Annotated in this window: 11 protein-coding genes; 3 read left to right on the top strand and 8 right to left on the bottom strand. The window is 56.6% G+C overall.

The window, feature by feature from the left end:
- Window positions 1-37: 37 nt before the first annotated feature.
- Genes ftsL through mraZ form a run of 3 tightly spaced genes read right to left on the bottom strand, consistent with a single transcriptional unit; the run spans window position 38 to window position 1,757 of the window.
- The gene (ftsL, locus tag GF111_RS09300) at window positions 38-358 is read right to left on the bottom strand and encodes a cell division protein FtsL (protein WP_033651674.1); all 321 of its coding nucleotides are present in this window, start codon (window positions 356-358) and stop codon (window positions 38-40) included.
- Complete coding sequence (gene rsmH / locus GF111_RS09305; protein ID WP_047728967.1) at window positions 355-1,296, bottom strand: 16S rRNA (cytosine(1402)-N(4))-methyltransferase RsmH; 942 nt, start codon at window positions 1,294-1,296, stop codon at window positions 355-357. Before rsmH ends, ftsL begins: the two co-directional genes overlap by 4 nt.
- 2 nt (window positions 1,297-1,298) lie before the next feature.
- Window positions 1,299-1,757, bottom strand: a complete 459-nt coding sequence (gene mraZ / locus GF111_RS09310) for a division/cell wall cluster transcriptional repressor MraZ (protein WP_147190236.1) — start codon at window positions 1,755-1,757, stop codon at window positions 1,299-1,301.
- An 862-nt stretch (window positions 1,758-2,619) separates the two neighbouring features.
- Between mraZ and GF111_RS09315 the strand changes: the two genes are divergently transcribed.
- Window positions 2,620-3,060, top strand: a complete 441-nt coding sequence (locus GF111_RS09315; RefSeq protein WP_038873461.1) for an L-alanine exporter AlaE — start codon at window positions 2,620-2,622, stop codon at window positions 3,058-3,060.
- A 37-nt stretch (window positions 3,061-3,097) separates the two neighbouring features.
- Here GF111_RS09315 and cra read toward each other — a convergent pair whose 3' ends face one another.
- The 5 genes from cra to leuO all read right to left on the bottom strand — a co-directional run bounded on the left by cra (window position 3,098) and on the right by leuO (window position 10,073).
- The gene (gene cra / locus GF111_RS09320; protein ID WP_004932801.1) at window positions 3,098-4,102 is read right to left on the bottom strand and encodes a catabolite repressor/activator; all 1,005 of its coding nucleotides are present in this window, start codon (window positions 4,100-4,102) and stop codon (window positions 3,098-3,100) included.
- Between the two features lie 218 nt (window positions 4,103-4,320).
- Entirely contained in the window at window positions 4,321-4,812 is a 492-nt protein-coding gene (gene ilvN / locus GF111_RS09325; protein ID WP_004932806.1) for an acetolactate synthase small subunit, read from the bottom strand.
- A 2-nt stretch (window positions 4,813-4,814) separates the two neighbouring features.
- Window positions 4,815-6,533, bottom strand: coding sequence for an acetolactate synthase 3 large subunit (gene ilvI, locus GF111_RS09330; RefSeq protein ID WP_038873458.1), 1,719 nt, complete (start codon window positions 6,531-6,533; stop codon window positions 4,815-4,817).
- Between the two features lie 316 nt (window positions 6,534-6,849).
- Window positions 6,850-8,658: a long-chain fatty acid--CoA ligase gene (locus GF111_RS09335; RefSeq protein ID WP_048232641.1), complete on the bottom strand. Its 1,809-nt coding sequence runs from the start codon at window positions 8,656-8,658 to the stop codon at window positions 6,850-6,852.
- A 467-nt stretch (window positions 8,659-9,125) separates the two neighbouring features.
- Window positions 9,126-10,073: a transcriptional regulator LeuO gene (gene leuO / locus GF111_RS09340; protein WP_047728975.1), complete on the bottom strand. Its 948-nt coding sequence runs from the start codon at window positions 10,071-10,073 to the stop codon at window positions 9,126-9,128.
- 872 nt (window positions 10,074-10,945) lie between these two features.
- Here leuO and leuA point away from each other — a divergent pair.
- Window positions 10,946-12,520, top strand: a complete 1,575-nt coding sequence (gene leuA / locus GF111_RS09345; RefSeq protein WP_004932820.1) for a 2-isopropylmalate synthase — start codon at window positions 10,946-10,948, stop codon at window positions 12,518-12,520.
- 2 nt (window positions 12,521-12,522) lie between these two features.
- A complete protein-coding gene (leuB, locus tag GF111_RS09350; RefSeq protein ID WP_033649192.1) occupies window positions 12,523-13,614 on the top strand; it encodes a 3-isopropylmalate dehydrogenase in 1,092 nt (363 codons plus the stop codon).

The following is a 13,614-nucleotide window of genomic DNA, read 5'->3' on the forward strand; positions in this document are numbered from 1 at the left end:
TCCTTTCTACTCCGTGTCATTATTCCGGTTAAACCATTCATTGTTTAACGATGATATTTTCCTGCGATGGATCAACGTGTTGCATCTGCAGTTTTTCTGTCGCGATACGTTCAACCCGGCTGTGATCGCCGAGGGCGTTCTCTTCTAAAATCAGGTTGCGCCACTCGATATCCAGCGCATCGCGCTCCAGAACCAGCTGTTCGCGCTCGGCGGTCAGCAGGCGGGTGCGGTGCGCGGTGGTCACCACGAAAATCGCGGAGACCAGTGACGCAATCAGTAAAATCATGGGGATCTTGGCGTTGCGCAGCAGATCGCCGCCAATAACCCCGACCAAACCGTGGCGTTCGTTGCCGATCACGCGGGCATCCTCTCAGCAATACGCAGCACCGAGCTGCGCGCACGCGGGTTGTCCGCCACTTCCGCTTCCGATGGCATCATTTTGCCCAGCGCTTTCAGCGTTCGCCCGCCCATGCTGCGCAGTTGCTCTTCGGTCAACGGAATGCCCGCCGGCACCTGGGCACCGCGGCTATGGTGACGCATAAAGCGTTTGACGATGCGGTCTTCCAGCGAGTGGAAGCTGATAATCGACAAACGGCCCTGTGGGGCCAGCACTTCCAGCGCGCCGTCGAGCGCACGCTCGATCTCTTCCAGCTCGCTGTTGATATAAATACGAATCGCCTGGAAGCTGCGCGTCGCCGGATGCTTGTGCTTTTCACGGAACGGGCTAGCGTCGGCAATCAGATCCGCCAACTCTTTGGTGCGCGTCATCGGCTCCACGCGGTTTCTTTCCACGATGGCGCGTGCGATGCGCTTAGCGAAACGCTCTTCACCAAAGGTTTTCAGCACCCAGGCGATGTCGTCCGCTTCGGCCTTCATCAGCCACTCTGCGGCGGACAGGCCGGTGGACGGATCCATGCGCATGTCCAGCGGACCGTCGCGCATAAAGGAGAACCCGCGCTCTGCGTCGTCAAGCTGCGGCGAAGAAACGCCCAGATCGAGCAGAACGCCGTCGATCTTGCCCACCAATTCACGTTCCCGCACATAGTGCGACAACTCGGAGAATGGGCCGTGTACGATGGTAAAACGAGGATCTTCAATAGATTTGGCGGCTGCAATCGCCTGAGGGTCACGGTCAATCGCCAGCAAGCGCCCTTCCGGCCCCAGCTGGGACAGAATCAGACGAGAATGGCCACCGCGACCAAAAGTACCGTCGATATATATGCCGCTGCTGCGGATGTTGAGGCCGTTGACGGCTTCGTCCAGCAGGACGGTGGTGTGTTTATAGTTTTCCAACATGCTTATAGCGACAAGTCCTGTAGCCGCTCAGACAACGGTTCCTGAGTCGACTGTTCAGCGTCAATATCATCCTTGACTTGTTGATACCAGGTCTGTTCATCCCACAGTTCAAACTTGTTGAACTGACCGACCAGCATCACTTCTTTCGTGAGCCCGGCGTGTTGCCGCAGCGTATTGGCTAACAGCAAACGACCGGCACTATCCATCTGACACTCACTGGCATGCCCCAGCAGCAGGCGCTGAACGCGGCGCTCGGCGGGATTCATGCTCGACAGACGTGATAATTTTTGTTCAATAATTTCCCATTCGGGCAAAGGATAAAGCAGCAGGCAGGCCTGATGGAGGTCAATGGTACAGACCATTTGGCCTTGCGATTCCTCGTTGAGCAATTCCCGATATCGGGTAGGTACGGCAAGCCGCCCTTTGCTGTCGAGGTTGACCATCGTCGCTCCACGGAACATTCCTGAGCTACCCCTTAGTGACCGTTTTCACCACTTTACCCCACAAATTCCCACACAATGGAGTTTACGGAGGGTATGAAAACCTTGTCAAGCCAGAGCGCCAGCGCTTTGGCAATATTTCTCTGGTCATTTTGGGAGCTGACTCGCGAAAGAAACTCTGATTGTTCGACGATTAAAAATTAACACCATGATAAACGGAGAGAATTTTCTAAGCGGAAAGAATCTGATTAAAAACCTGACGAACTGGCGATTAATTAACTCATTACTTCCTTCTGCAAGCCATGTCTCATTTTTCAGCTCGGCAATCTCAGTGCGGTAACCGCTGGCGAGCCGCGCCCGCCAAGGCTCGGCGTTGGGCGAACCGATCGCGGAATAAGGCCATAACTCCTTGAGTTAATAACGCTCAATCGTTATTCACCGTAAACCGGGCGCTATTTTACTTCAATTTGCACGGCCGTGATGCGGCCGCGATAAAAATAAATGGTTCGGATATTACGAGCAGAAGTAATTTCGATTTAAATCAATTTGGTAAGATTATTCCCAAAATACCTGTTTACAATTATGGTTTCATTTTCTTACACCTTTATTTCCACAATTTTTTCCGAAAAAAATCCCCACTCGAAGCCAAAAATCGCAACACCATGTTTTTAATGAATTTATTTTAAATCGCCGATTTTAATCTCTCTACCCTCTCCTCTCTCCCGGTTCTGCGGGACAAAAACCGAACAAATGTTAAAAATAAAAATATAAATCTAGTTAAAAAACACAATGCAGATTAGTACACTATATAAAAAGCAAAAAAGCAGTTTTAACAACCGATAATTAATAATTTAACAGAATTCCAACCAAAGGGAGATAACACATGCTTTCGCCCGCCGCTCACTGGCGTAGCGCCGCTGCCGATACGTTCGCACTGGTGGTGTACTGCTTTATCGCCGGCATGGCGATAGAAGTGTCGATCTCCGGCATGAGCTTCCAGCAATCCCTCTCTTCGCGCCTGCTGTCGATCCCGGTCAACATCCTGATCGCCTGGCCTTACGGCCGCTATCGCGATCTGTTTATCCGCACGGCGCGCCGCTGTCCGCGCGGCCAGTTCGTGCTGCGCAACCTCGCCGACCTGCTGGCCTACGTCAGCTTCCAATCGCCGGTTTATGCCGCCATTCTGTGGAGCGTAGGCGCCGACGGCCAACAAATGCTGGCGGCGGTCACCAGCAATGCGCTGGTCTCCATGGCGATGGGCGTGGTGTATGGCTATTTCCTGGAATATTGCCGGCGGCTGTTCCGGGTGGCGGGCTACGTCTAAACCAGGAGCCCGGCAAAGCGGGCTCCTGTAGAGCGGACTATTTGCGGCTCAGGCTGCCGCGGCGGAACAGATTGCGGCGGATACGCGTCAAACCCGGTTTGGGTTTACGCGGTTCGTCCAGGCTGGCCAACACCAGCTCCAACACGCGTTCGGCTACGTCACGATGGCGCTGAGCCACCGCGAGCACCGGGCACTCGAGGAAATCCAACAGTTCATGGTCGCCGAAGGTGGCAATCGCCAGATCGGTCGGCAAACGGCCACGTTGCTTCAGCGTCACGTCCATCACGCCCTGCAACAGCGAGAACGAAGTGGTGAACAGCGCTTGCGGCATCGGGTGCGTTTTCAGCCATTCGGCAAACAGCGCGCCGGCGGCTTCACGTTCATAGCTGTTGGCGTACAGATAATCGACGTGGCGAGGATCTTCTTGCCATGCCTGACGGAAGCCCTGCTCACGCAGGAAGCTCACCGAAAGCTCCGGCAAGGCGCCCAGATACAGCACCGATTCAGCCGGGAAGGTGCGCAGCTCCTGCGCCAGCGCAAAGGCATCTTCCTGATCGGCCCCGACGACGCTGATGAAATGCTCGCGATCCAGCGCGCGGTCCAGCGCGATGATCGGCAGCGGATCGTTGGCCCAGCGTTGATAGAAAGGATGCTCCGGCGGCAAGGCGGTGGAGACGATGATGGCGTCCACCTGGCGCTGCAGCAGGTGCTCGATACAGCGCATTTCGTTGTCCGGCTGATCTTCGGAACAGGCGATCAGCAATTGGTAACCACGCTGGCGCGCCTGGCGTTCCAGGTAGTTGGCGATGCGGGTATAGCTGGTATTTTCCAGATCCGGGATCACCAGACCGATAGAACGGGTACGCCCGGCGCGCAGCCCCGCCGCGACGGCATTCGGGTGATAGTTATGCTCCCTGACCACGGCCATCACTTTCTCGACGGTTTTATCGCTGACACGATACTGCTTCGCCTTGCCGTTGATGACGTAACTGGCCGTCGTGCGCGAAACGCCCGCGAGACGCGCGATTTCATCCAGTTTCACATTAACCCCTTAATGACGCTGAAAATAGAAGTGAAGGCTGTGCTCGGATTAACCATGACATCCCGTACGGTTATTCAATCCAGCCTCTGCGATCTAACAGCAGAAAACACTGCCTAGCAACCGCTTTTGCCGAAAGGTGCCAGCAATCGGGCAAAAAATACCGAAAAACAAAGGGCGCAGCCACGCCGCGCCCCCGATTATTCACCGCCAGACCGCGCTCAGCGCATGATTTTGTCGCCGCGCGACACGCCCACCACGCCGGAACGGGCCACTTCCACGATCTCCGCCACTTCACGCACCGCACTCAGGAAGGCGTCGAGCTTGTCGCTGGTGCCGGCCAGCTGTACCGTGTACAGCGTCGCCGTCACATCGACGATCTGGCCGCGGAAAATGTCGGCGCAGCGCTTCACCTCTTCACGGCCGTAGCCGCTGGCCTGCAGCTTCACCAGCATGATCTCGCGCTCGACGTGGGCCCCCTGCACCAGCTCGCTGACGCGCAGCACGTCCACCAGCTTGTGCAGCTGTTTCTCAATCTGCTCCAGCACTTTCTCGTCACCGACGGTCTGGATAGTCATGCGCGACAGCGTCGGATCGTCGGTCGGTGCCACCGTCAGGCTCTCGATGTTATAACCGCGCTGGGAGAACAGCCCGACCACGCGCGACAAAGCGCCGGATTCGTTTTCCAGCAAGACAGATAAAATACGGCGCATGATCAGGTCCTCTCCGTTTTGCTAAGCCACATTTCGTCCATGCTTCCGCCACGGATCTGCATCGGGTAAACATGTTCAGTTTCATCGACGGTCACGTCGACGAACACCAGCCGCTCTTTTTCCGCCAGCGCCTGCGCCAGCTTGCTTTCCAACTCATCCGGCGTGCGGATGGCGATGCCGACATGGCCGTAAGCCTCGGCCAGCTTGACGAAGTCCGGCAGCGAATCCATGTAGGACTGCGAGTGACGGCCGGAATAAATCATGTCCTGCCACTGCTTCACCATACCCAGATAGCGGTTGTTGAGGTTCACCACCACCACCGGCAGGTTATATTGCAGCGCGGTGGACAGCTCCTGAATGTTCATCTGAATGCTGCCGTCGCCGGTCACGCACACCACGGTTTCCTCCGGCAGCGCCAGCTTGACGCCCAATGCCGCCGGCAAACCGAAGCCCATGGTGCCGAGGCCGCCGGAGTTGATCCAGCGGCGCGGTTTGTCGAACGGATAATAGAGCGCGGCGAACATCTGGTGCTGGCCCACGTCCGAGGTGACATAGGCGTCGCCTTTGGTCAGGCGGTGCAGAGTTTCGATCACCGCCTGCGGTTTGATGGTGCCGCTGTGCTTGTCGTAACCCAGACAGTCGCGGGCACGCCACTGCTCGATGGACTGCCACCAGTCGCGCAGCGCGTCGTGATCCTGCGCTTTCTCGTCCTGCACCAGCAGCTCCAGCATCTGAACCAACACCTGCCTGGCATCGCCGACGATCGGAATATCGGCGTCCACCGTTTTGGAGATCGAAGTCGGATCGATATCGATGTGCAGCACGGTGGCGTCCGGGCAGTATTTAGCGAGGTTATTGGTGGTGCGATCGTCGAAGCGCACGCCGACGGCGAAGATCACGTCGGCATGGTGCATGGTTTTATTGGCTTCATAGGTGCCGTGCATGCCGAGCATGCCGACGCTCTGGCGATGGGTGCCGGGGAAAGCGCCCAATCCCATCAGGCTGCTGGTCACCGGCAGGTTCAGCTGCTCCGCCAACGCCAACAGTTCGGCCTCGCAACCGGCGTTGATCGCGCCGCCGCCGACGTACATCACCGGCTTTTTGGCCGCCAGAATGGTTTGCAACGCACGTTTGATCTGCCCGCGGTGGCCCTGCACCGTCGGGTTATAAGAACGCATGCTCACGTCCTGCGGGTAGGCATAAGGCATCCGCACCGCCGGGCCGACGATATCTTTCGGCAGATCGATCACCACCGGGCCGGGGCGGCCGCTGGAAGCCAGGTAGAACGCCTTCTTCAACACCGCCGGAATGTCTTCGGTGCGTTTTACCAGGAAGCTGTGCTTCACCACCGGGCGAGAAATCCCCACCATATCGCACTCCTGGAAGGCGTCGTAGCCGATCAGCGAGCTGGGCACCTGCCCCGACAGCACCACCATCGGGATCGAGTCCATGTAGGCGGTGGCGATGCCGGTAATGGCGTTGGTGGCGCCGGGGCCGGAGGTCACCAGCACCACGCCCACTTCACCGGTGGCGCGCGCGTAGCCGTCGGCCATGTGCACCGCCCCCTGCTCGTGGCGCACCAGAATATGATCGATCCCTCCTACCGTATGCAGGGCGTCGTAGATATCGAGCACCGCCCCGCCGGGGTAGCCGAATACATGCTTAACGCCCTGATCGATCAACGATCGGACGACCATTTCGGCTCCTGACAACATCTCCATGGGTTTGCCTCCAGGCTTGCTTATTCTTCTCTGGCGCCGGAACGTAGCGCCTGCTGCGGGGCAATGCCCCAAAGTTTTTATGGGTTGTCGCTATCGAATTAACATAACGTCAGAATATGGGGCAGGCAAACGGCAAAATGGCTTAACAGTAGCGGGGTTATTGCCAAGCGGCTGGAGATCGCGGCTTTATAAAAACAATGCGCTAGCCTCGGGGTTGTCAGGCTAGGCATTGTTTCGAACAGGGGGGAAATTACAGAACTAAATCAGGTGAAGGATATGCCGCTTTTTTGGCCGGGCACATGGCCCGGCGGCGGCGTCAGGCCTGTTCCTGGTACATCGAGTCGATTTCACGCTGATAGCGCTGCAGGATCACTTTACGGCGCAGCTTCAGCGTTGGCGTCAACTCCCCCAGCTCCATCGAAAAGGCCGCCGGCAGCAGCGTGAACTTCTTCACCTGTTCGAAGCGCGCCAGCTCCTTTTGCATCTCGCGCAGGCGCTTTTCGAACATCTCGAGGATTTCGCCGTTGCGCAGCAGTTCCAGGCGATCCTGGTATTTCAGGTTCACTGACTTCGCGTACTCTTCCAGCGACTCAAAGCACGGCACGATCAGCGCGGAAACGAATTTACGCGCATCGGCGATGATCGCCACTTGCTCGATAAAGCGATCCTGCGCCAGCGTGCCTTCCAGCATCTGCGGCGCGATATATTTGCCGCCGGAGGTTTTCATCAAATCCTTCAGGCGTTCGGTGATGAACAGGTTGCCCTCTTCATCGATCGCCCCGGCATCGCCGGTTTTCAGCCAGCCGTCCTCGGTAAAGGTCGCGGCGGTTTCCAACGGTTTGTTGAAATAGCCGCGCATCACGATCGGCCCGCGCACCTGGATTTCATTTTCCTCGCCAATGCGCACCTCGACCTCCGGTAGCGGTTTACCGATAGATCCGAAGCGGAAATGCCCCTCTTCCCAGCAGGAGACGGTCGCACAGGTTTCGGTCATGCCGTAACCGTACTTGATGTTGACGCCCATCGCCTGGAAAAACAGGATCACATTATCGTCCAGCTTGGCGCCCGCCGCCGGCAAAAAGCGCACCCGGCCGCCGAGGATACCGCGCAGCTTGCTCAACACCAGCTTATCGGCCCAGCGGTGGGTGAAGTCGAACACTTTACCCAACGGCTTGCCGGCGCGCTCCTGCAGGAATTTGCGCTCGCCGCAGACGATCGCCCAGTGGAACAACGCACGACGCAGCCAAGGGGCGCGCGCCACTTTTTCCTGCACCGCGCTGAAAATCTTCTCGTAGAAACGCGGCACCGCACACATCAGCGTCGGGCGGACCTGCCCCATCGCTTCCCGCACCCAGTCGGTGTTCGGCAGGAAAACGTTCTGCGCGCCGGAATGCATCACAAAGAAGCTCCAGGCCCGCTCAAAAACATGCGACAGCGGCAGGAAGCTGAGCGACACATCTTCTTCGCCGACCGTCAGCCTTTCATCATGCAGGTAGAGCTGCGCCGCCAGGTTGCGGTAGTCCAGCATCACCCCTTTCGGCTCGCCGGTAGTGCCCGAGGTATAGATCAGGGTGAAGAGATCCTGCAGGTCGCACTCTTCAATACGCTGCTGACGTTGAGCGACAAAAGCCGCCGGATCGGCAGCGCGCTCGAAGGCGCTCAGATGCTGTGCGATCTCGCAGCCGCGCAGATCGGCCCCCTCGTCGAAGACGACAATATGGCGCAGCTGCGGGCAGACGCCGCGCAGCGCGATGGCGGCGTCAAGCTGCGCCTGCTCGCCGACGAACAGTATACGGATGTCGGCGTCGTTGGTGACGAACGCCGCCTGTGCCGGCGTATTGGTGGAATAGAGCGGTACGCTGATGCCACGCAGGTGAAGGATAGCGAGATCGGTCAACGCCCAGGCCATTGTGTTATTGGCGAAAATACCGATGCGTTCTTGCACTTCGACGCCCAGCCCCAGCAACCCGGCGGCAATGCGATCAATACGAGTGGCGGCCTCTCCCCAGGTCAGCTGCAACTCGCCGTTGGGCGACCATTGGCGAAAAGCTGTGCGATCGGCTCGGTGGGTGATTTGATGCTGTATACGATGGATCAAATGGTATTGCAGCAGATTAGTGATCATAGTGCTCTAAGCCTGAAATGAATCAAACAGTTAAGCCGGAACGACGCCTTACGGCCCCTCATCTCAGCTTACACGTGTTTACTTTTTTCTGCGCAGTCTACCTAGTCTCAGGCAGGGGGAAAAGCGATTTCAGCGTAGAAGTGTGAGCCAAAACTCAGTCCGACTTCCGCACTTTCATTGGTTGGACAAAATGGGGAGGAAAAGGTTTGCTGATGGCTATAAAACGCGGCCCATCCGGGCCGCCGCATCGAGTTAGTTTAAAATACCAGCCGGAAAGTAAAAATCAGAATATTAATTTATATTAATTATTTTTGCTGAACGAACAAACTCACTCTGAAAATAAGTTATTTTATCGCCGTAAAACCAAGAAACATCTTAATAAAAACACAGATAGTTCTTAGTTTTTATCATGAGAAAAAAACACTCAGTTGAATATTATCTTTATGTGGCTCCCATTCTTTATCACTTTACTTTGGGTTACCCGCCTCAATCAGGACGGATTTCATCCACTGGTGGCCTTTATCCCGCTCGGAGGATTCATGCCAGGAGAGATAGCAGGTGGCTTTATTCTCGTTACCACATAAAGGAACCGCCTTTATTTTCAACGCTTCCGTCTGCTGTCGCACCAACCAAGCGGGCGCAATCGCCACCATTTCCGTTTGCGACACCATATTCAACACGCTGTAGAGATCCGTGCACTGTTGCGTCACGGCGCGCAGCATCGGCTCCTCTAAATAAAAAGGTTTACTGAACGATCCAAAACTCTCCAGGGAAACCACGGCGTGCTGCTCGGCCAGCATGTGATTCGGCGTCACCTCCTCGCCTATTCTCGGATGCACCTGCGCAACCGCCAGCACTAATTCGTCGTCGAACATCGCCAGGCTGCGAAACTCCGCCGATTCGAAACGGCTGTAGCCGATGACAAACTCGACGTCCTGATAACGCAATTGATGCTCAATATTATTGTTGATGTACGACTTTATTTGCAGGTTAAGCTGCGGCGCGATCTGTTTGACGTGATTGATTATCGCGGCGCCCAGACGCAAATCGAGCGGGCTGCACAGCGACAGGGAGAACGCTCGCGTGCTGGTCAGCGGTTCGAACTCGGCGCCCGGCAACTCATTTTGCACCAGCTGCAGCGCTTGCCGCACCGGCCCAAAAAGCTGCCTGGCCCGCATGGTGGGCTGGATCCCGCGCCCGCAACGCACGAACAGCTCATCGTTGAACATCACCTTCAGACGCGCCACCGCGTTGCTCACCGCCGGCTGCGACATCCCTAACGAATTAGCGGCTCGCGTAATATTTTGCATTTGCATCACGGCGTCAAACACCGTCAGCAAATTAAGATCGACGCTGCGCAAATGAATGTCCGCCGGCTCTTTGACCATGGCGATTTCTGAATCATATTCAGCCATATTTCACTCCACTAAATCCTGTGTAGATAATCTAATCCTTGTGCTCGACAAACAATGAAACGCCGCATTGCCTTATCTTTGCACGACAAATCCTGCCATTACCGCCATCAGCCGATAAAAAACCTCGTGTTATCGTCACGATATAAGTCGTATGTGGAATACATGTCAGCAGCTTCTCCCGTCAGCAGGAAGAATGCCACCTGGGTGGTACTAATAATTAGGTATCAACAATGATTAAGACAATTAAACAACCTAACCGCACAGTATGAGACAAACTATAAAAACACATCATAAGCAATCAAACCATCTAAAAACACCGCTCACTTTGTGTAAAAACGCATTATTTTGTTATATTATGACTAAAACAATCAATTAATCATATGAATTCAATTTAAATCATTTGTATTAAAAATGTTATTTTATTGCCCTCCGTGATTAATTCCTCTTATTTTTTCATCACAAATCTTAACGCAACGAAATCCAGAAGCAATTAGCGCAGTATATATCCGATTCGTTTATGCTAAGCAGCACGCAAACTGGCCCCGTTTTTTCTCTAGGGCGTCGCTTTTTTGCCGCATGATCCTCTGTTCGGCCGATTCGCCGATGCATTGTCCCCGCATTCAATCAGGTGTTGACATCGCCAGGGCAATCACGTATCAAATTAGGCAGACACCCCATTTAAGAGAAGCTGAACCCTTATGATCCGTACTCACCGTCTACTAGGCCTACTACTTAACGCATCTTGTTTGCGCGGTATGCCTGTGGACGAAGTTCGGAGCTGACTCAGCCGATCACCCATAAGAAACCCGCGCTACTGCGCGGGTTTTTTTTTGCCCGCTTAGCGTGAAATCAACACGATAAGGAATGCACCGATGAGCCAACAAGTCATTATTTTCGATACCACGCTGCGTGATGGCGAACAGGCATTGCAGGCCAGCCTGAGCGTAAAAGAGAAGATTCAGATTGCGCTGGCGCTGGAGAGAATGGGCGTTGACGTGATGGAGGTCGGCTTCCCGGTCTCTTCGCCGGGCGACTTCGAGTCGGTGCAAACCATCGCGCGCCAGATCAAGAACAGCCGCGTCTGCGGCCTGGCCCGCTGCGTAGACAAAGACATCGACGTGGCCGCAGAAGCGTTGCGCGTCGCCGAAGCGTTCCGCATCCACGTGTTCCTGGCCACCTCGACCCTGCACATTGAATCGAAACTGAAACGCTCATTCGACGAAGTGTTGGAGATGGCGGTGCGCTCGGTCAAACGTGCCCGCAACTACACCGACGACGTAGAGTTCTCCTGTGAAGACGCCGGCCGCACACCGATCGACAATCTGTGCCGCGTGGTCGAAGCCGCCATCAATGCCGGCGCCACCACCATCAATATCCCGGACACCGTCGGCTACACCACGCCGAACCAGTTCGGCGGCATCATCACCACCTTGTATGACCGCGTGCCGAACATCGACAAAGCCATCATCTCCGTACACTGCCACGACGATTTGGGCATGGCGGTCGGCAACTCCATCGCCGCGGTACAGGCCGGCGCCCGTCAGGTGGAAGGCACCCTGAACGGCATCGGTGAGCGCGCCGGCAACTGTTCGTTGGAAGAGGTGATCATGGCGATTAAAGTGCGCCAGGACATCATGAACGTGCACACCAACATCAATCATCAGGAAATCTTCCGCACCAGCCAGATCGTCAGCCAGCTGTGCAACATGCCGATCCCGGCCAACAAGGCGATCGTCGGCTCCAACGCCTTCGCCCACTCCTCCGGCATTCACCAGGACGGCGTGCTGAAGAACCGCGAAAACTACGAAATCATGACCCCGCAGTCGATCGGCCTGAAGGACGTGCAGTTGAACCTGACCTCCCGCTCCGGCCGTGCGGCGGTGAAACACCGCATGGAAGAGATGGGCTACCAGGAGCAGGACTACAACCTGGATACCCTGTACGCCGCCTTCCTGAAGCTGGCCGACAAAAAGGGCCAGGTGTTCGACTATGACCTGGAGGCGCTCGCCTTCATCAATAAACAGCAGGAAGAGCCGGAGCACTTCAGCCTGGGCTACTTCAGCGTGCAGTCCGGCAGCAGCATCATGGCCACCGCCTCGGTGAAACTGATCTGCGGCGGCGAAGAGAAAGCCGAGGCCGCCACCGGCAATGGCCCGGTCGATGCGGTTTATCAGGCAATCAATCGCATCACCGACTACCCGATCGAGCTGGTGAAATACCAGCTGACCGCCAAGGGCCATGGCCGCGACGCGCTGGGCCAGGTGGATATCGTGGTCTCATACAACGGCCGCCGCTTCCACGGCGTAGGTCTGGCGACCGACATCGTCGAATCCTCCGCCAAGGCGATGGTGCACGTGTTGAACAATATTTGGCGCTCACAGCAGGTAGAAAAAGAAAAGCAGCGCCTGCAGCAAAACAAACATCAAAATAATCAGGAAACGGTGTGAACATGACGAAGACTTATCACATTGCCGTCTTGCCCGGAGACGGCATCGGCCCGGAAGTAATGGCTCAGGCGCGCAAAGTGTTGGACGCGGTGCGTCAACGCTTTGACATTCGCATCACCACCGCCGAGTACGACGTCGGCGGCATCGCCATCGATCGCCACGGCAGCCCGTTGCCGCCGGCGACCGTCGCCGGCTGCGAGCAGGCCGACGCCATCCTGTTCGGATCGGTAGGCGGCCCGAAATGGGAACACCTGCCGCCGGCCGAGCAGCCGGAACGCGGCGCGCTGTTGCCGCTGCGCAAGCACTTCAAACTGTTCAGCAACTTGCGCCCTGCGCGCCTGTATCAAGGGCTGGAGGCATTCTGCCCGCTGCGCGCCGACATCGCCGCCCGCGGCTTCGACATTCTGTGCGTGCGCGAACTGACCGGCGGCATCTACTTCGGCCAGCCGAAGGGCCGCGAAGGCCAGGGCATGCAGGAGCGCGCTTTCGATACCGAGGTGTATCACCGTTTCGAGATTGAACGCATCGCGCGCATCGCCTTCGAATCCGCCCGCAAGCGCCGCCACAAGGTGACGTCGATCGACAAGGCCAACGTGCTGCAGAGTTCCATCCTGTGGCGTGAGGTGGTCAATCAGGTCGCCAAGGATTACCCGGACGTGTCGCTGTCGCACATGTATATCGACAACGCCACCATGCAGCTGATCAAGGATCCGTCCCAGTTCGACGTGCTGCTGTGCTCCAACCTGTTCGGCGACATCCTATCCGACGAATGCGCGATGATCACCGGCTCGATGGGCATGTTGCCGTCCGCCAGCCTGAACGAGCAAGGCTTCGGCCTGTACGAACCGGCGGGCGGTTCCGCGCCGGATATTGCAGGCAAAGGCATCGCCAACCCGATTGCGCAGATTCTGTCCGCCACCCTGCTGCTGCGTTACAGCCTGGGCGCCGATGAAGCGGCCGACGCCGTGGAGCGCGCCATCAACCAGGCGTTGGAACAGGGCTACCGCACCGCCGATCTGGCCGGTGACGGCAAAGCCGTCAGCACCGATGAAATGGGCGACATCATCGCTCGCTTTGTAGCTCAGGGGGCATAA

Origin of the sequence: Serratia sp. HRI (genome assembly GCF_010119335.3) — a bacterium.
GTDB lineage: Bacteria > Pseudomonadota > Gammaproteobacteria > Enterobacterales > Enterobacteriaceae > Serratia > Serratia nevei.

Excerpts from the sequence above, each read along its gene's own strand:
- GF111_RS09315 (WP_038873461.1), top strand. The coding sequence starts at position 2,620 with ATGCTTTCGCCCGCCGCTCACTGGCGTAGCGCCGCTGCCGATACGTTC.
- ilvI (WP_038873458.1), bottom strand. The coding sequence starts at position 6,533 with ATGGAGATGTTGTCAGGAGCCGAAATGGTCGTCCGATCGTTGATCGAT.
- mraZ (WP_147190236.1), bottom strand. The coding sequence starts at position 1,757 with ATGTTCCGTGGAGCGACGATGGTCAACCTCGACAGCAAAGGGCGGCTT.
- ilvN (WP_004932806.1), bottom strand. The coding sequence starts at position 4,812 with ATGCGCCGTATTTTATCTGTCTTGCTGGAAAACGAATCCGGCGCTTTG.
- leuA (WP_004932820.1), top strand. The coding sequence starts at position 10,946 with ATGAGCCAACAAGTCATTATTTTCGATACCACGCTGCGTGATGGCGAA.
- leuO (WP_047728975.1), bottom strand. The coding sequence starts at position 10,073 with ATGGCTGAATATGATTCAGAAATCGCCATGGTCAAAGAGCCGGCGGAC.
- GF111_RS09335 (WP_048232641.1), bottom strand. The coding sequence starts at position 8,658 with ATGATCACTAATCTGCTGCAATACCATTTGATCCATCGTATACAGCAT.
- rsmH (WP_047728967.1), bottom strand. The coding sequence starts at position 1,296 with ATGTTGGAAAACTATAAACACACCACCGTCCTGCTGGACGAAGCCGTC.
- leuB (WP_033649192.1), top strand. The coding sequence starts at position 12,523 with ATGACGAAGACTTATCACATTGCCGTCTTGCCCGGAGACGGCATCGGC.